Source organism: Microbacterium sp. NPDC058062 (genome assembly GCF_042885375.1).
GTDB classification, from domain to species: Bacteria; Actinomycetota; Actinomycetes; order Actinomycetales; family Microbacteriaceae; genus Microbacterium; species Microbacterium trichothecenolyticum_C.
Window position 1 is genome coordinate 570079 of the sequence record NZ_JBHVSC010000002.1, and the last position, 17596, is coordinate 587674.

General features: G+C 65.2%; 18 protein-coding genes. 7 read left to right on the forward strand and 11 right to left on the reverse strand.

Annotated features, from left to right (window positions below; genetic code table 11):
- Positions 1-479: 479 nt before the first annotated feature.
- The 9 genes from ACFVSU_RS07435 to ACFVSU_RS07475 all read right to left on the reverse strand — a co-directional run bounded on the left by ACFVSU_RS07435 (position 480) and on the right by ACFVSU_RS07475 (position 9126).
- Positions 480-1364 carry a carbohydrate ABC transporter permease gene (locus tag ACFVSU_RS07435; protein ID WP_387140242.1) on the reverse strand — a complete coding sequence of 295 codons (885 nt, stop codon included), beginning with the start codon at positions 1362-1364 and terminating at the stop codon, positions 480-482.
- Positions 1361-2305 (reverse strand): carbohydrate ABC transporter permease, encoded by a 945-nt coding sequence (locus ACFVSU_RS07440; RefSeq protein ID WP_387140245.1) that lies wholly within the window; start codon positions 2303-2305, stop codon positions 1361-1363. The genes ACFVSU_RS07435 and ACFVSU_RS07440 overlap by 4 nt, the downstream gene beginning before the upstream one ends.
- Positions 2306-2357: 52 nt before the next feature.
- The gene (locus ACFVSU_RS07445) at positions 2358-3641 is read right to left on the reverse strand and encodes an ABC transporter substrate-binding protein (RefSeq protein ID WP_387140248.1); all 1284 of its coding nucleotides are present in this window, start codon (positions 3639-3641) and stop codon (positions 2358-2360) included.
- Positions 3642-3733: 92 nt separating this feature from the next.
- Positions 3734-4531: an SDR family NAD(P)-dependent oxidoreductase gene (locus tag ACFVSU_RS07450; protein WP_387140251.1), complete on the reverse strand. Its 798-nt coding sequence runs from the start codon at positions 4529-4531 to the stop codon at positions 3734-3736.
- The gene (locus tag ACFVSU_RS07455; protein ID WP_387140254.1) at positions 4528-5364 is read right to left on the reverse strand and encodes a sugar phosphate isomerase/epimerase family protein; all 837 of its coding nucleotides are present in this window, start codon (positions 5362-5364) and stop codon (positions 4528-4530) included. The genes ACFVSU_RS07450 and ACFVSU_RS07455 overlap by 4 nt, the downstream gene beginning before the upstream one ends.
- Positions 5361-6794, reverse strand: a complete 1434-nt coding sequence (locus ACFVSU_RS07460) for an MFS transporter (protein ID WP_387140257.1) — start codon at positions 6792-6794, stop codon at positions 5361-5363. The genes ACFVSU_RS07455 and ACFVSU_RS07460 overlap by 4 nt, the downstream gene beginning before the upstream one ends.
- 120 nt (positions 6795-6914) lie before the next feature.
- Entirely contained in the window at positions 6915-7682 is a 768-nt protein-coding gene (locus ACFVSU_RS07465; protein WP_387140260.1) for an IclR family transcriptional regulator, read from the reverse strand.
- Positions 7683-7849: 167 nt separating this feature from the next.
- Complete coding sequence (locus ACFVSU_RS07470) at positions 7850-8437, reverse strand: AAA family ATPase (protein WP_387140263.1); 588 nt, start codon at positions 8435-8437, stop codon at positions 7850-7852.
- The gene (locus tag ACFVSU_RS07475) at positions 8434-9126 is read right to left on the reverse strand and encodes a bifunctional 4-hydroxy-2-oxoglutarate aldolase/2-dehydro-3-deoxy-phosphogluconate aldolase (RefSeq protein ID WP_387140266.1); all 693 of its coding nucleotides are present in this window, start codon (positions 9124-9126) and stop codon (positions 8434-8436) included. The genes ACFVSU_RS07470 and ACFVSU_RS07475 overlap by 4 nt, the downstream gene beginning before the upstream one ends.
- 106 nt (positions 9127-9232) lie before the next feature.
- Here ACFVSU_RS07475 and ACFVSU_RS07480 point away from each other — a divergent pair, with 106 nt between their 5' ends.
- From ACFVSU_RS07480 to ACFVSU_RS07505, 6 genes are read left to right on the forward strand one after another with little or no spacing between them, the layout of a single operon-like run.
- The gene (locus tag ACFVSU_RS07480) at positions 9233-10222 is read left to right on the forward strand and encodes a Gfo/Idh/MocA family protein (RefSeq protein WP_387140269.1); all 990 of its coding nucleotides are present in this window, start codon (positions 9233-9235) and stop codon (positions 10220-10222) included.
- Positions 10215-11210, forward strand: coding sequence for a LacI family DNA-binding transcriptional regulator (locus ACFVSU_RS07485; RefSeq protein ID WP_387140272.1), 996 nt, complete (start codon positions 10215-10217; stop codon positions 11208-11210). Before ACFVSU_RS07480 ends, ACFVSU_RS07485 begins: the two co-directional genes overlap by 8 nt.
- On the forward strand, positions 11207-11770 hold the full coding sequence (locus ACFVSU_RS07490) for a VOC family protein (RefSeq protein ID WP_387140275.1): 564 nt from the start codon (positions 11207-11209) through the stop codon (positions 11768-11770). Before ACFVSU_RS07485 ends, ACFVSU_RS07490 begins: the two co-directional genes overlap by 4 nt.
- Complete coding sequence (locus tag ACFVSU_RS07495) at positions 11767-12687, forward strand: sugar phosphate isomerase/epimerase family protein (RefSeq protein ID WP_387140278.1); 921 nt, start codon at positions 11767-11769, stop codon at positions 12685-12687. The genes ACFVSU_RS07490 and ACFVSU_RS07495 overlap by 4 nt, the downstream gene beginning before the upstream one ends.
- Positions 12684-13664, forward strand: a complete 981-nt coding sequence (locus ACFVSU_RS07500) for a Gfo/Idh/MocA family protein (protein ID WP_387140281.1) — start codon at positions 12684-12686, stop codon at positions 13662-13664. Before ACFVSU_RS07495 ends, ACFVSU_RS07500 begins: the two co-directional genes overlap by 4 nt.
- Positions 13665-13684: 20 nt before the next feature.
- Positions 13685-14413: an SDR family NAD(P)-dependent oxidoreductase gene (locus ACFVSU_RS07505; protein ID WP_387140284.1), complete on the forward strand. Its 729-nt coding sequence runs from the start codon at positions 13685-13687 to the stop codon at positions 14411-14413.
- A gap of 97 nt (positions 14414-14510) precedes the next feature.
- Here ACFVSU_RS07505 and ACFVSU_RS07510 read toward each other — a convergent pair whose 3' ends face one another.
- The gene (locus tag ACFVSU_RS07510) at positions 14511-15749 is read right to left on the reverse strand and encodes an IS256 family transposase (RefSeq protein WP_387141288.1); all 1239 of its coding nucleotides are present in this window, start codon (positions 15747-15749) and stop codon (positions 14511-14513) included.
- 71 nt (positions 15750-15820) lie between these two features.
- On the opposite strand from ACFVSU_RS07510, the gene ACFVSU_RS07515 reads away from it, so the two are divergent.
- Positions 15821-16843: an NAD(P)-dependent alcohol dehydrogenase gene (locus ACFVSU_RS07515; protein ID WP_387140287.1), complete on the forward strand. Its 1023-nt coding sequence runs from the start codon at positions 15821-15823 to the stop codon at positions 16841-16843.
- Between the two features lie 88 nt (positions 16844-16931).
- On the opposite strand, the gene ACFVSU_RS07520 is transcribed toward ACFVSU_RS07515, so the two are convergent.
- Entirely contained in the window at positions 16932-17531 is a 600-nt protein-coding gene (locus ACFVSU_RS07520; protein ID WP_387140290.1) for a flavin reductase family protein, read from the reverse strand.
- Positions 17532-17596: the final 65 nt, after the last annotated feature.

The following is a 17596-nucleotide window of genomic DNA, read 5'->3' on the forward strand; positions in this document are numbered from 1 at the left end:
GTCGGATCGGGGTGCCTCGGCCGTCGCGCCGCTGCGCGTAATAGTCGGCGAAGTAGCGGCGACGGGCCTCGGCACATGTCACACGACCGAGTCGCCAATGCGGGCAGCTACGCGCGTCGGTGCAGCCGTTCCGGTACCGCCAGACCGTGCCGTGGGTGCGCTCTCCAGCAGACTCCTTTTGTGAAATTCTCGCCGCGTTCCCCGCATCTCGCTTCCGTGGAATCGGCTGATCTGCAGGCAGGATGGCGAGGCGGTGATCGCCGCGTACGGCGATTGCAGCCTCTACACAGCTGAGGATTTCGGTGTGCTCGTGGAAAGGGCATCCGCCTCTGGAGCGGCACCCGAGGTCGTAGCCCTGCCGGCTTCCGTGCGGAAACACCCCAGCGTGCGTCACCGGGCGTACTCCAGTTCGAACGCCGTCCGAATGAACCGCGCCGGTCGGCGCCCTCCAATCACGACGACCGGCAGAGTGTTCGACGTCATCCCTTGACGCCGCCGGAGGTCAACCCCGCGATGAACCACTTCTGGAAGGCCGCGAAGATGACGAGGACCGGGACGAAGGCGACGATCACGAATGCGGAAAACAGGCCCCAGAAGTTGCCGAATCCGGTGGTGATGTAGCGGACGATGCCGTTCTGGACGGTCTTCATGTCTTCCGTGGTTGCGAGGACGGTTCCGACGAGGAAGTCGTTCCACACGAAGACGAAGATGAAGATCGCGATCGCAGCGATGCCGGGCCGGATCAGTGGGATGACAATTCGCCACAGGATCTGGAGCCGGGAGCAGCCGTCGATGGCGGCGGCCTCTTCAATCTCGACAGGAATGTTCTCGATGAAGTTGCGGAGGAACAGGATGGTCTGCCCGCAGATGATCGCTGTGTAGACCACGATCAGCATCGGATAGGTGTTGATCAGCGCGGTCTTCACGAACATGGAGTACAGCGCGATGAAGACAACGATCGCGGGGACCATCGACAGCACCAGGATGCCCGTCATCAGCGTCTCCATGCGACGACTCTGGAAGCGGGTCGCAACGTAAGCCGCAGGGATGCATATCGCCAGGGCCAGGAAGATCGACCCCCCGGCGTAGATGAGCGAGTTGATGAAGAACCGCACGTTGGTCGTCGTGTAAATGCCGGCGAACGATTCGAACGTGATCGGGCTGGGGATCCACTCGGGGGGATACGCGATGGTATCCTCGTCCGGTTTGAGCGCCGTAGAGACGACCCAGGCGATCGGTGGCAGCACGATGGCGGCCGAGAGAACGATGTAGATCCAGGCGGGCACGACCCGCATCCACTCGACGCGCCGCCTGCGACGCTGGGGCGCTCCGGGAGTCACGATGCGTTCTGTTGCGGTAGTCACAGCGCTTCCTTTCGGCGGAAACGGATAGCGGCGAGGGTGAGCACGGTGTTGATCGCGAACAGCAGGATCGCCGTCGCCGATGCGCCAGAGAGGTCGAAGTCGACGAATGTCTGGTTGAAGACGCGCATGGAGAGGGTCTCGGTAGCCCCGAGAGGTCCCCCGCGCGTGGTAACGAGGATGATGGTCACCATCTGCACGTACAGCATGAGGAGCACCACGATCACCGAGACGATGGTGTTGCGCAGGTACGGCAGTGTAATGCTGACGAATCCCCGCCAGATGCCGCCGCCGTCCATCTTGAGGCTTTCCCGAAGCTCCTCCGGGATCGTCTGCAGCGCACCCAGGAACAGCAGCATCGCCTGCGGGTACGACCACCAGGCAGTGATCAGGGTCACCCCGATGAGGGCCGCCGTGGGCGACGAGAACACGTCGGTAGGGCCGAATCCGAGAGACTCGGTGATGTATGACGCGGGACCGTAGTTGGGGTTCAAGAACCACAGCCAGATCGTTCCGGCGATCGCCTGCGACATCAGCCACGGCAGAAGGAACAAGCTACGCACCGTTCGCTTGAACCGATGCAGATCGTTGAGCACGATCGCCGAGATCAAGCCCGCCGGGAGGGCGACCACCAGCGCCCCGATCGAGAACACGAGAGTGATGCCGACCTGCACGGGAAGGCTGGGGTCAGAGAACAGCTCAACGAAGGAGTTCAGACCGGAGAACTCACCGATCTGGTAGTACGTCGTCTCGTGCAGCGCGGTCCACACGGTGTAAATGAGCGGGCCGACGAAGACGAAGGTGAAGACCAGCAGGACGGGCAGCGTATACAACCACACACGTCGGTCGACGCGTCGCCGCCGGACCTTGTTGCTAGGGTCCGTGTCGCCCGCCGCCTTGCGGATGCCGGAGGGAACTCCGACAACACCAGCTGAGAGAGTCATGATGATTCCGATCCCCGGGGAGCCCTCGCGGACTCCCCGGATACTCGTCGGCTTACTTGTTCGCGGCGTCCTGCGCGGCGGTGATGTATTCGCTGCCCGACAGGCCATTGAGAACGAGGGCCTGACCTGCCTGTGACAATCCGGTGGCGACCGCGATCCAGTTGTCCTGGTAGGCGTGCGGCTCGCTGTTGCTCTCGACGTACTCTGCGATGGAGTTCACCGTGTCGGCCTCGGGGGTCGAGAAGTAGGGGTCGTCGTAGCTCGATGCGCGGGTCGGGACTTCGCCACCGCTAGCCAGTCCCGCAGCTGCTTCCGCGCCGGTCATGTACTCGATGAACTTCCACGCGGCATCCACCTTCTTGCTACCTGCACCGATACCCATCGTCCACCCGATGGTCGCGCCGGTCTGATCCCCCGTCGAGGCAGTCGGAAGGTCGGTCCACTTGATGTCGGGGTTGGTCGTCCCATACGTGACGATGCGCTCGGTGCCGAGGACAGCCATCGCCACGGTCCCGTTCGCGAGCCCGTCCGTAACGGTGGAGTAGGTGTCAGACACCACGGCGCTGCCGAGAGCGTCCGCGTCGCGGAGCTCCGCGAGGAAGTCGCCGAACTCGTCCGCCTTGTCGCCGGCATAGTCGACTTCGCCGTCCTCATTCCAGATGTCCTGCCCGACCTGGCTCATGAAGCAGTCGAAGAACGTTGCGATGATCGCGGAATTGTCGGTGTCGGAGAACCCGGTGCCGAACCCGGTGTACCCGGCGGCGGCTGCCTTGCTCGCGACGTCGACGACCTCGTCGTACGTGGTGGGAGCGGTGGCGCCGATCTCGTCGAGGATCTTCTGGTTGTAATACAGGGCACACGTGCGGTACTCGTACGGCACGGCGACCTGCTGGCCGTCGGGGCCGGCCAGGGTGTCCGCGGGTCGCAGCCAGTCATCCACCTCGAGCGCCGCTCCGGGCAGCGGCGTGTACGCGCCTGCAGCTGCCATCTGTGGCACCTGGGGCGTGAACATCTTGAACACGTCGGGGGCCTGGCCGGCCGCGGCGGCCTGAGGCAGTCGGCTGATCATGTCCCCGAGCGACACGACGGACAGGTCGATGTTGATGTCGGGGTTGGCTTCCTCGAACGCTGCGATGTTGTCCCGCAACGCGTTCGCTCGAGGATTATCCTGGCTCGGGTCCAGGAAGTCCCAGTAGGTGAGGGTAACCGGGCCGCTGTCCGTGTCGCCTCCGCCATCGCCACCGCCGGAATCGTCCGCTGGGGGGGTACAGGCAGTGAGCAGCAGACCTGCTGCTGCGACGGCTCCCAGCGCGATGCTCCACCGCTTCGTGATCATTTCTGTCTCTCCTTCGAGATAGTTCGCCTCGTTCGGCTGCTGTGTGCCCGGGAAAGCGAGTGCCCGTGTCTGTGGTTACGCAGGTGTCGTGACTATGACTTCGAGCTCGGTCGGCCAGGGATGTGGCTCAGGATGGACTTGGAGAACCCGCCGTCCACGCAGATGTCCTGCCCGGTGACGTATCCCGCGAGCGGGCTGACGAGGAATTCGATGACGTTCGCGATGTCGACCGGCTGACCGATGCGGTGGAGCGGGATGATCTCCTCCCGCCCCCGCTTGATCTCCGGATCGGCATACAGGTTCGTGTTCATGCCCGTTCGCGTCATACCCGGCGAGACGACGTTCACGCGGATTCCATCGGGTGCCCACTCCAGCGCGAGAGTCTGCGCGAGCAGTGTCAGCGCCGCCTTGGTGGGGCTGTAGGCCCCCGACCCGGCGTGTGGGATCTGCCCCGACATCGACGAGGTGAACACGGCCGCGGCCGCGCCCGCGCTGTCCCGCAGATGCGGGTAGCTGGCTTTGGCCAGCAGCCACGCCCCGCGAAGGTTGACGGAGAACATGTGATCCCAGTCCTCGAGCGCGACGTCTTTGAGTTCGCCAGGCTTCGCGATGCCGGCATTGGCCACCAATGCGTCGAGGCCACCAAACTCGTCGACGGCGGACCCGACCAGCTGAGCCGGCACCTCGGGGTCGCCCAGGTCGCCGACCAGAGCAATCGCCGTGCCGCCCAGCGCGCGGATCGATTCGACGACCTCGTGTTGTTGCTCGCCGGATGTGTGACCGCACACCGCGACCATGGCCTCCTCGCCGCGAGCGAGAGCCGCTTCGGCGATCCTGACACTTGTGGCGGCTCCGATACCGCTGCTTCCGCCGCTGACCAGCGCCCTCATCGCGCGACCTCCTCGGTGCGGGCGCTTCCAACATTCCAGCCGGCAGCGCCGAGGTCGCGCACTGCGGCCGCGAACTCTTCCAGGGTGTTCTCGTCGCGGATCACTTCCAGAACGACGTTGTCGACTCCGAGTGTCTCCGCCACGGCCTGGCCCAGGGCACGCCAGTCGATCACGCCTGTGCCGATGGGGTCGTGGCCCCACGTGTCGGTGCCGGTGTCCGAGATGTGCACGAGCGGGATCAGCTCGTGGTATTCCCGCAGAGCGGCGACCGGGTCCTCGCCGATGTAGGCGGCGTTGGCGACGTCGTACACGATCTTCAGGGCGTCATCGTTGACCGTGCGCACCACGTGCGCGAGGGTCTCGATCGTCGGGGTGAAGCAATACGGTGTGTTCTCAAAGAGGAGTCGGGTGCCGGCCTGCTTCGCTCTGGGGATCAGGACGTCCAGGCTCTCGTATAGCCACCCGTGCACCTGGTCGAGGGTCGGAGAGATCATGGGGCGTCGGGTGCCGGGAGAGATGATGATTTCCCGGACATTCCACTCGGCAGCCAGGTCGATGACCGAGGTGATGTGCTCGATGCTCTTGCTGCGCATGCTGGCCGCGGGGCTGGCGAGATTGAGGTCGTAGCCGCCGGCGTTGAGCGACCTGATCTCGGCGCCGGCGCCGGCGAGCGTCGCCCGAACATCAGAGCGATCGGAGCTCGAGATTTCCACCGGCCAGCAGTGCGGAGAACTGATCGGCACCTCGAACACGGAGTATCCGTTGTCCACCAACTCGGTGATCGCCTCGAGCGCTGACGCCTCCCAGAGGTAGGAGAACGTGTTGATGATCATGCGGATGTCCTTTCGGTGCTGCGGGAAGTCATCACTTCGGTGGGGGTGGGCTCGGTGGTCACCGGGTCGTCCATGATGACGGCGATGTTGTCGGTCGCGGAGACCGTGGCGCGCGGCGCGCGACTGCCGGTTTCCGGGAGCGTGAAGTAGACGATGAGGCAGAGGGTGACGACGACGATCATGTAGATCGCGACCCACATCGGGTGTCCCGCGCCCACGAACGCAGCAGCGATGAGCGGCGCCGTTCCGCCGAACACGGCGATGACGATCTGATGGGCGAAGCCGATTCCGGACACACGCACGGCAGCGGGGAATAGTTCGGCCTGAATCGTCGGGTACACGGCCTGCCAGATGCCGAGCACGACCCATCCGGAGGCGGCGACGAGGACATAGACGCCGAAGCCGGGTGTCTGCAGAAGGAGGAGGAGCGGGTAGAACAGGATGATCATTCCGGTCGCGCCGATGATCGGGAAGATCTTCCGGCGGCCGAGTCGGTCGGAGAGGTAGCCGCACGTGGGAACCACGATGACGAGCAATGCGAGGCCGAGGGCGCTGCCGGCCAACGTTCCGGATAGGTCGCGCCCGGAGGTGATGTTCGCGTAGGTCGGCAGGAACGTCGCCCAGGTGTAGTAGGCGACGGCAGGAGCCGACAGAGCGGCCGTCTGCAGGATCGCCTTCGGGTGGTTGCGGAGGAGTTCCATGAGCTTCGCGGGTGCGGACTTCTGCTCGACGAGGGCGCTCGCTTCGAATTCGGGGGACTCGTCTGAGCGTGCGCGAAGGATGAGCCCTGCCACTCCGAGGATGCCGCCGAGGATGAACGGGATCCTCCAGCCCCAGGCTTCGAGGACCTCAGGAGCGAAGGCGGCAGTCACGATCGCGGCGGCACCGGTAGCGGCCAGGGTAGCGAGGCCGCTGGCCATGTTGGTGAAGGAGCCGAACAGGCCGCGGCGGTTGGCGGGTGCGTGTTCGACCATGTAAGCGATGGCGCTCTGCCCCTCCGTGCCCGCGGAGATGCCCTGCAGGATGCGCGCGACGACGAACATGATCGGCGCCAGGTAGCCCACGACTGCGAACGGGGGTGTTAGGCCGATGATCAGAGCACCGAGAGCCATGCCCGAAACCGCGAGGGATAGGATCCTGCGACGCCCGTACCGATCGGCGAGTGGGGAGAGGATGATGCCGCTGAGCGGACGCACGACGAATCCGATGGTGTACGTGAGGAACGCTGCCATGAGGGAAGCGAACGGCGAGTCCGACGGGAAGATCTGCGAGGAGAAGACGGCCGCGAGAAGCCCGTAGACGTACCAGTCGTACCACTCGACGAAGTGGCCGACCGTCCCTGCGAGCAGGTTACGGGCACGACCCTTTTGAACGGGGAGGTGGAGTCCGTCGGGAGTGGACGTACCAACGCTGTGGTGGGAAGTTGTCATTGTGCTCTCCCTCGGGTTGAAGACGGCATGGCGCTGGGGTCGCCGAAAATAGACATGGTGAAGAGAGGTCGGCCGGCGGTCCGGTCAACCGAGATGGTGAGTCTCAGCGCAGAATGGCGACTACGCGGAGAGCTCCTCGCTTGCGACGAGATAGTCGTAGCTCGGCCAGCTCTTGGAGATCTCCTCCGCTGCAGCCAGAAGCAACGGTGAGAGTTCGGCCATACGTGCCCGCGTCATCCGAACCGACGGACCCGCGATGCTGATGGTCCCGGTCGCTTCCCGTCCCGGTCCGGCACCGTAGATGGGTGCCGCGACGGCGTTGATGCCGAGATCCATCTCCTCGAAGGTGGTGGCGTACCCGCGGTGCCGAACCTCATCGAGCTCGATGGCCAGGGCAGGTCGATCTAGGGGCGAGCGGGACGTGACGCTCAACCGATTCTCCTGGTCGACGACGGTCGCAACGCGCTCAGGTGAGAGCGTCGAGAGCCATGCCTTTCCGGATGCGGTCGCGTGCGGCACGACATCTTGCCCCATCACCGGGTCGAGCCGGAGTGACGAGTTCGAACCCTGTGCTTTCGCGATCCACTGCAGCGAGTCGTTCGACGCGACGGCGAGGCGGACGAGCTCTTCGGAGTCAGCAGCCAGCGAGTCCAATGACCTTTGCGCCCACGTCCCCACCCCGGAGGATGACAGTTGTCGGAGCCCGAGGGCGCCGAGGCTGTGGGTCGCGAAGTAGGTCGACGTGCGGGCGTCCTGGCTCACATAGCCGACGTTCATCAGCGCGGCGAGGAGACGATGTGCGATGGCCTTATTGATTTCGAGCCGCTCGGCGATCTCACTGACGCGGCGGCCCTCCGGGCGCGACGCCAACATCTCGAGCGCATGCATTGCGTTCGCGACATCGTCCGCTAGTGCCATGTCATCATCTCCTCACCATTGTGGATCAGTTCGCGTCTGGTAACGGTGTTACTGAAACGCTGTTACTAACAGTCCCACGGGTTGTCGGTTCTGTCAAGCCCGACGTCGAAATAGCATCGGGTTCACGGCATCGAGCGTTAGTGGTCGAGTACGAGATCGCTCAGGCGCGCAAGGTCGGACTCGTCGTTGTTTGTGAACGCGATGTGTTCGCCGGTCGTCCAGCAGCATCGCAGCGCACCGAACCGAGCCCAATAGGTGTCCCACTCGGCCAGCTTGACGCGATCCCTGTCGCTTCCTCGGTCCAGAAGGCGCTGCCGCACCACGTCGGGCGAGGTCTGCACGGTGATCACGACGATGCGCACATCGGGCCACCGCGCGTTCTCCGTCGAGCGGCGGAGGAAGTCTTCGTCTTCCAGGTAGGCCACGAACGGCGCGTCGATGACGACCGAATGACCGAGTTCTAGATTGCGGCCGGCGGCGGCGAAGAGCGTCTCGTACTCGGCCGGCATGACCTTCTCGAGGTACATCGCGTTCGACTCCCGGTCGGAGGGATCTTGACCATACGCTTCGAGCGCCACGCGGACCAGAGGTCCGGCGAGCGTGTCCTTGTCCAGGTATGCAGCTCCGGTGAGCGCGCTGAGGTGTTTGGACAGTGTCGATTTGCCTGACCCCGCCCCGCCGAGGGTGATGTAGGCGACGGGGCGGGGGCGGTCGTCGGATGTCATCGCTTCGCTCGCACGATGGCGGCGGTGAATTCCTCTGCCGCAGCGGTGACCTTGGTCAGGTCGCCATCGGGGCGGCCGGCCTTCGTGATGGCGCTGCCCACTCCGACGGCCACGACGCCCGCGTCGAACCAGTCGCCGACGTTTGCCGTGGTGACCCCTCCCGCCGGCAGGAGCGGAATGTGCGCAAGGGGCGCGAGCAGGGCCTTGGTGTACGGGATGCCGCCCGCCTCGGTCGGGAAGAGTTTGACGATGTCGGAGCCTGCCTCCGCCGTGTTGAGGATTTCGGTGGGGGTGTAGGCGCCGCTGATCGTCGCGACCTGGTAGCGGTTCGCGACGCGGATCATCTCGGGGTTGAGGTTGGGGCTGACGAGGAACTGCGCGCCGGCTTGGATGCTTGCCCACGCCGCGTGACCATCCAGGACGGTGCCCGCGCCGAACGTCACATCGTGACCGGCGAAGCGCTCGGTGAGGCGTCGGATGACCTCCAGCGCACCCGGGATGGACAGCGTGATTTCCAGTGCTCGGATACCGCCGGCGACAGCCGCAGCCGCGACCTCGTACGCTTCCTCGGCCGTGTCGAGGCGAACGATGAGGACGTTGCCGGACTCGCGGATGGACTCAAGGACATCAAGTTTTCGGAACATGACATCGAGGAATACACCACTTCTCTGAGATCCGCGAGCGCGCAATGCGAGCGCGTTGACAGCTTCGGTCGGGTTGTGTCAGGATTTCTGAGATCGATCTCAGAGATCGATCTCATTTCTGGCCGCACGAGCCACAAAGGAGTCGACGGCGATGACGCGCCCCCCTGTTGATGCCCGGCCGACGGCTGTCGTGCTGGGAGCATCCCACTGGCATGCGCCGCTGTACGGCTCGGGTCTCGCCCGCCGTTTTCACGTAGCGGCAGTGCAATCCGCGGAGCCCGACCACGCGCGGCCGCTAGCCGAAGCTGTCGGTGTCCCCATCACGTCAACCGTTGAGGATGCGCTCAGCCACGACGACATCGACGTGGTCTTCGTGCTCAATCCGCATCACGAGATGGCCGCGATCAGTCAGCTCCTCATCGACCGGCGCATCCCGTTCGTGATTGAGAAGCCGGCGGGCGCCAACCTCGATGAGGTTCGGGGCATCGAAGCGGCGGCGAGACGAGCCGGAGTCCCCGCGACGGTACCCCTGGTTCAGCGGGGCGCTCCCATCGAAACGTGGCTTAGCCAGGCCGGTGACATCGTGTACGAGCGGATGGCGTTCGTTGCCGGACCACCGTCGAGGTATCAGCGCAACGGCAATCCGTGGATGCTCGAACCGACACTGTCTGGCGGCGGCAGCCTGATGAACCTTGGCCCGCACTTTGTAGACATGGCGATCCGTCACCTCGGACTCCCCGACGAGATCATCCGGAAACAGTCCACAGCACTGCACGGCGCGGCCGTAGACGACCACGCCACGATGATCCTGACCACCAAGACCGGCCGCGAGGCCATCGTCGAGGTCGGATATGCCTATCCCGACTCCGGCCTGAAGCGCTACTGCAGCTTCACGGCAGCGGGCAGCAACGGATTCGCCTCCGTCGACACCACCGGCGGCGCCTCGTTCACCGACAACGCGGGGAACACCACGACCGCACTCCTCGAAGTCGACAGCGACCCGCTCTACGAAGTGTTCGTCGATGAAGTCGCCGACACACTCGCCGCCGGGTTCACCGGCATGCCGACGCTGGCGGAGCTCGTGACCACCATGGAGATCATCTGGTCCGGGGCCGTGTCAGAGGAGGTGTCTCATGGCTGAGGTCAGCATCGACGATGTCGCCGAGGCGGCGGGCGTGCACCGCTCAACCGTGTCGCGCGCCTTCTCACGGCCAGATGCCGTCCGCGCGTCGACGAAGGAACACGTCTTGCGTGTCGCCGCCGAGCTCGGCTACTCCATGAACCCGCTGGCTCAAGCCCTCCGCCGAGGCTCCAGCAACCTCGTCCCCCTGATCGTCCCGGACATCACCAACCCATTCTTTGCAGAGCTGGCACGAGCGACCACCGCCGCCGCCGAAACGCGAGGCTTCCAACTGATGCTCTGCATCACGGGCGGCGACACCGGCCAGACTGCCGGCTACTTCAACACGATGCGCTCGATGTACTCGCCCTTCGCCGTCGTCGCACCCTCCACCCGACTAGACCTGGAGACCCTGCGCCAGCACGCGTTCGAAAACCGTGTCGTCGTCATCGACCGCGTCGAGGACGACCCCTCGTTGCCCACCGTGACGGTGGACAGCGCGCACGGCGTCAACCTTGCCGTCGACCACCTGCTCGGTCTCGGCCACACCTGCATCGGCTACGCGCCCGGCATCGTCGGCACCCATACCGCCCAAGACCGGTGGGACGCGTACCATCGCGCCGCCGAACGGCACGGGTTTGCGCCCGTGGTGCTGGAAGCTGCACCCGGATCCGAACTGGGTGCCGGGATCGTGGACCACTGGATGCGCGAGCCGGTGCGCCCCACCGCAGTCATCGCCTCGAACGACATGATCGCGTTCGCCATGATCTCCGAGCTCGGCGCGCGCGGGTTCGACGTCCCAGCCGACCTCTCTGTCGTCGGCTTCGACGGACTGGACCTCGGCGCTCACTTCAGCCCCCGGCTGACGAGCGTCCGGCAGCCCATCACCGACCTCGGCCGGATCGCCATCGAACTGGGCGAAACCCTCATCACCGATGGACCACCCGACCACGTCGTCCTGAAGCCGACCCTCCTCATCCGTTCCTCGACGCAGAAACTTCACCGATGAATCAGAATCCTCGTCGCCTGCCCGGTCTGCAGTACGTGGACCACGTCGCTTTCACCGTCCCCGACCTCGACGACGCGACCCGCCTCTTCACCGTCCTCCTCGGCGCGGAACAACTCTACGAATCCAGCCGCGGACCGGACGCGGCAGTCATGCCAGAGCATTTCGGAGTTCCCGCCGACGCGCACCTCAAACTGCGCATGCTCCGACTTCCGCCGAACCTGAACGTTGAGCTGTTCCAATGGTGGAGCGCGGACCGCACCCCGAAGTTCCCGCGTGCCAGCGACGCCGGCGGCCACCATCTCTGCTTCGTCGTCGACGACGTGGACGACGTCGTCGACGCCATCGCACCCCTCAACGGCATCGAAATCCTCGGCGCACGCAAAGAAGTCGCCGGCGACAGCCCGGCCGTGGCCGGAAACCGCTGGGTGTACGCCCGCACCGACTGGGGACTCATCCTCGAATTCGTCGACCGATCCCGCGTCGCCGATCCCCCCCACCTCGTCGGCCCCGCCGACTGGCACACTCACTCCCCCTCAACCAACTCGGAGACATCCGCATGAAAATCGCCGGCCACACCCTCGGCACCCCCAACCACACGGTCCCGGACGCCATCAGACTCTTCGCGCGCGCCGGCCTGGACGCCGCCGAAGTGATCTACCAAGACGACTACATCAGTGGCCTGCCCCTTGGCGACACCGCGGCGGCAGCGGAGGCTGCGCGCGTCGCCGACAGCGAGGGCGTCCCCATCATCGGACTCACCCCGTACACGACCGCCATCAACGCCACGGACGAGCGGGCCCGCGTCGCAGCCGTCGACGAGTTCAAGTCCGCTCTGGACATCGCTCACACCGTCGGCGCGACCCGCATCCGCGTCTACTCCGGCGCCTGGCAGCCAGGTCAGACGGGCCACGCCGCCCACTGGGCACAGCTCGTCCGGTCACTGCAGGAACTCGCCGGTCCGGCCGCCGACGCTGGCGTGATCCTCTGTGCCGAGAATCACTTCGGGACGATGACCCAGACAGCACGGGATACCGCCAAGCTGGTCCGCGCCGTCAACGCAGCCTCCGTCCGGGTGCTCTATGACCAGGCCAACCTCACCTTCACCCACGACGAGGACGTCGACGACGCCTTCGCCGTACAAGGCGACCTCATCGGCCATGTCCACGTGAAGGACCTGATCTTCAAGGACCCGAACGCGCCGTTCGTGGCGTCCGAGACGGCGCGCGTACACGCGTCAGAGCGCGCGGTCATCTCCCGCGTCGTCGGTGATGGCGCCCTGGACTGGCCGCGCGCGCTCCGCCGTCTCAAGGATGTCGGATACGACGACGTGCTCACGCTGGAGTACGAATACCGGTGGCACCCGCAGGACCTTGACGCCCCGGAGATCGGATTCCGCCGCGGCGCCGAGCACCTCCGTTCACTGCTGGCACAGATCGACTACGACGTGACCATCGAGAATTCCGAGGCTCTCTCATGAGTGCGCTCCGCGTCGGCGTGGTCGGTGCAGGAAACATCGCCAGCATCGCCCAGCTGCCCACTCTTGTGCAGCGCGCTGACGTTGAGCTGCGTGCCCTGGTGTCCCGCCGCGAGGACCCGAGCGCCCTGCAGCGGCGGTGGGGATTCGCGAACGTGTACCGCACGGTCGATGCGATGCTCTCCGCGGAAAACCTCGACGCTATCTTCGTGCTGACGCCACGCTCCGAGCACGTCGCAGCCGTCGAAAGCGCCCTCCGCGCAGGGGTCGACGTGTTCTGCGAGAAGCCCCTCGCCACCTCGACTGCTGACTCCGTCCGCCTCGCCGAACTCGCCGACGAACATGGGCGGATCCTGATGGTCGGACTGAACCGGCGGTTCGCACCCGTCTACGTCGCCGCACGAGACGCGTTCGGCGCCGCCGGCGCATCGTTCTGCGTCGCGCAGAAGAACCGCGCCGGCAGCGAGTACCGGGCGACCTTCGAGAACGCGATTCACATGGTCGACCTCCTCCGCTGGTTCTGCGGTGGCGAGGTCGTCGAGGTATCCGCAGCATCCGCTGGCGACGACCCGTGGGAAGAGGAGGGTACAGCGGCCCTCGTCCGATTCTCGAACGGCAACACCGGCATTCTGGTTGCGGCGCGCGCCGCTGGCGCTTGGGGAGAGAAGCTCGACGCGTACGGTCAGATGCGGTCGGCCGAGGTAGTCGCACCTGACACCGTCACCGTCACCGTCGACGGCGTCCGCACTGTCCGCTCTATGAGCCCCGAAGCCTTCGGGTGGGCGACCGCAACCGAGACTTTCGGGTTTGCCAACGCGGTCCGACACTTCCTTGACCGCGTCCACGACCGGCAGCCGCCGTTGACCTCCGGGTGGGAAGCGGTCAAGACCCAGCAACTCCTGGACCAGATCCTTGCCGCATCAGGTCTGCCGACCGAGGAGCAGGAGGGACGCGTGTGGTCGAGCAAAGCGGTGAAGTAGCACCATCGCACAACCCCCAAGTGACCCTCGTCACCGGATCGAGCGGAGGAATCGGCGCCTCAGTGGTCGACGCGCTGCGCGCGCGCGGCGACATCGTCCTCGGAGCCGACCGCGCAGAGCTCGAGGGCCAGGACGTGGACAGCTTCTACGCACTCGATGTGACCGACGAGCAGCAGACGCGGGATGTGGTCCGTCAGACCGTCGCGGATCACGGTCGCATCGACGTTCTCGTACACGCGGCCGGCGTCTTGGGTGGCACTCCGGATCCGTTGCTGACCACCACTGAAGAGTTCGAGCGCGTCATGCGTATCAACGCGACGGGTACTTTCACGATCACTCGCGAGGTCGCGAACCTTATGCGTGACAGTGGGACGAAGGGAACGATCCTCCTGCTGTCTTCTGTCGCAGCCAAAGAGGCGCGGGTCGACTACTTGCCTTACAACGCCAGCAAGATCGCTGTGCTCCACATCATGTGGTCAATGGCGAAGATCCTCGGCCCTGCGGGCATCTCGGTCAACGCCGTAAACCCTGGCCCCGTGAACACACCTATGTGGGCCCAACTCGCCGAACAGTCGGCAGGTGCACAGGCCGCGCGGGACGCTCGCGCCGCGCAACTTCCCATGCGACGATTCGCCGAGCCTGCAGAAGTTGCCAACGCGATTAGCTTCTTGACTGACCCAATAAACCGCTACATCACCGGCGTTTCCCTAGATGTTGCCGGCGGAGCCCATCTCGGCGTAGGGTCCTAGAGTGACGACGCCCAGCGGCAGGCGGAGGGGCTTAGTCTGCCCTTCCGCACCTTGACGGGGTCTGTCAGATGAACGGTGGATCTGATCTGGCGCATGGTTAGTTGATGCGGCCTTCGAAGGTGATCGCGAACGCGTTCAGTGCCGGCTTCCACCTCGTGACCCAGCGTGCCCGTCCTCGCCCGGTGGGATCAAGCGAGCGGGTCACGAGGTAGAGGCACTTCAGCGCGGCGGCATCGTTCGGGAAGTGCCCGCGTGCTCTCACTGCACGGCGGTATCTCGCGTTGAGCGACTCGATCGCATTCGTGCTGCAGATGATGCGGCGGATCTCGACGTCGTAGTCCAGGAACGGGATGAACTCGCTCCACGCGTTGTCCCAGAGCTTGCGGATCGCGGGATACATGCTCGCCCACTTCTCCGCGAACTCCTCGAACCGCGCCTTCGCGGCGGCCTCGGTCGGGGCCGTGTAGACCGGCCGTAGGTCGCGGGCGATCTGGTCCCAGTACTTGCGGGACGCGAACTTGAAGGTGTTGCGGATCAGGTGGATGATGCACGTCTGCACCGTCGCGAACTCCCACGTGGTGGTGATCGACTCGGGCAGACCCTTCAGCCCGTCACAGACGACGATGCAGACGTCCTCGACGCCGCGGTTCTTCAGCTCGGTGAGCACGCCCAGCCAGAACTTCGCCCCTTCGCCGCCGTCGCCGGCCCAGATCCCGAGGATGTCGCGTTCCCCGGCCGTGGTCACGCCGACGGCGACGTAGAACGGCTTGTTGCGCACCTGCCCGTCCCGGACCTTCACCACGATCGCGTCGATGAACACCACCGGGTATACGCGGTCCAGCGGACGGTTCTGCCACTCGGTCATCTCCTCGATGACCTTGTCGGTGATCTTCGAGATCGTCTCCTTGCTGACGCTGGCGCCGTAGACGTCGTCGAAGTGCGCCGCCACCTCACCGGTCGTGAGCCCCCGCGCGGTCAGCGACAGCACGATCTCGTCGATCCCGTCCAACCGGCGCTGCCGCTTGCGGACGATCTTCGGCTGGAACGATCCGTCCCGGTCCCGCGGCACATCGATCTGCACCGCGCCAACCTCGGTGAGCACCGTCTTAGACCGGGTGCCGTTGCGGGCGTTGTCGCCCTCACTGGCGCCGTGCTTCTCATAGCCGAGATGCTCGGTCAACTCCGCCTCGAGCGCCGTCTCCAGCACTGTCTTCGTGAGGTTCCCGAGAAGCCCGCCTGGGCCGACCAGGCTGACGCCCTGCTCCCTCGCCTGCGCGAGCAACTGCGCCGCGATCTGTTGCTGATCGATGATCTCTCCGGTCACAGGATCGATCATCTCGATGACATCGGTCATCGCCTTTCCTTTCGGTCAGGCCAAACCAGATCCACCGTTGTTCTGACAGCCCCATGAAGGCAGCTCGTCTGCACACTCTGGGCGCTGAATTCGTCGTTGAGGACGTACCGATCCCGGTGCCCGGCCCGGGAGAGGTGCGGATCCGCGTCGGCGCCGCGGGGGCCTGTCACTCCGACCTGCACATCAAATCCGGAGGTGTGAAGGGGGTCGACCTGCCCCACACCCTCGGGCACGAGAACGCGGGGTGGGTCGACGCGTTCGGCGCGGGAGCGGAGGGTCAAGGTCTCTCGCTTGGCGACGCGGTTGTGGTCTTCGGGGGATGGGGTTGTGGACATTGTCACTTCTGTCTGGGCGGGACGGAGCAGCTGTGCGACCGTTTTCGCTGGGGTGGGATGGGTCCTGAAGGCGGGTACGCGGAGTACCTCATCGTGCCGTCGGTACGTCATCTCATCCCCGCCGGCGGCCTCCACCCCGCCGACGCAGCACCACTCACGGACGCTGCGCTCACCCCCTACTCAGCGGTGAAGAAGACACTCTCGCGACTCGTCCCCGGAACCAGCGCGGTCCTGATCGGCGCAGGGGGGCTCGGGCAGTACGGGGTGCAGTTCTTGAAGATGCTCACACCCTCAACAGTGATCGTCGTAGACAACGACCCGCACAAGCGCGAACTCGCCCTCGAACTGGGCGCGGACGTCGTGGTGGACCCGAGCGCGGAAAGCGCGACGAGGACCATTTGGGACGCAACCGACGCGAGAGGAGCCGCCGCAGTGATCGACTTCGTCGGCGTGGATGCCACCCTCGCGACCGCTGCCGCGGTGGTCGGACGTCAGGGCATAGTCGTGGTCGTCGGGCTGGGAGGTGGATCGGTTCGGTACTCGTTCTTCGGCCTTGCGCAGGGCGCAACGCTCACCTCCAGCAGCTGGGGCTCCCGTAACGAGCTCGAAGAGGTCCTCACCTTCGCGCAGAAAGGCGATCTCGTCTCTCATATAGAACGATTCCCACTCGCCGCGATCAACGACGTCTTCGGCCGTCTCCACCATGGCGACATCGTTGGTCGCGCCGTGCTCATCCCCTGACCCGAATCCGCTCCTCCTAACCGGATCGGAGCAGCGCCTCCCGTCATGGGTCGGCTACCTGCTGCCAGTGGGGTCGGGAGTGGGTCGATCAGTTCCTCGGGGCGAACGGCATGCGCTTACGCCGAGTCACCGTGCCGAGCGTCGTCCATTCGATACCGCCGAGGCGCGCCACCGGCCGCAACAGCCCCGATTCAGGCCCACGGTCTCCACACACAGCCGGATCGACGGTGATCGCAACCACCTCCCCGAACAGGAGGAACCCGTTCCCGATCTCTTCGTGGCGCACCAACCGGCACTCCATTGCGGCCGCAGACTCTGCAACAGACGGCGCGTTCACTAGAATCGATCGCAAGCGCCTCACGCCGACTTCATCGAACTCCGACAGCTCCGGAGGATACTCCGTAGCCGTCAGATTGATTGATTCGACGTTCGCCTCGGATGACACGTTGACGACGAACTCGCCCGTCTCGATGACGTTCCGCGCCGTGTCCTTGAATCCGATGGAAGAGATCATCAAGATCGATGGACGCGTGGACACGACAGTGAAGAACGAATGCGGCGCAAGATTGTCCGCACCGGACGCCGATCGAGTCGACACCCACGCGACAGGGCGAGGAATCACCAGCCTGTGCACGAGCGCATCACCACGTGCGGCAAGCAACTCACCCGTGAACTCGTCGCGCACCATGACCAGAGCGTAGCCCGCCTCGCCCACCTTCTACCCATCGATCGAGCCCGGGAGGCTCATCCCAT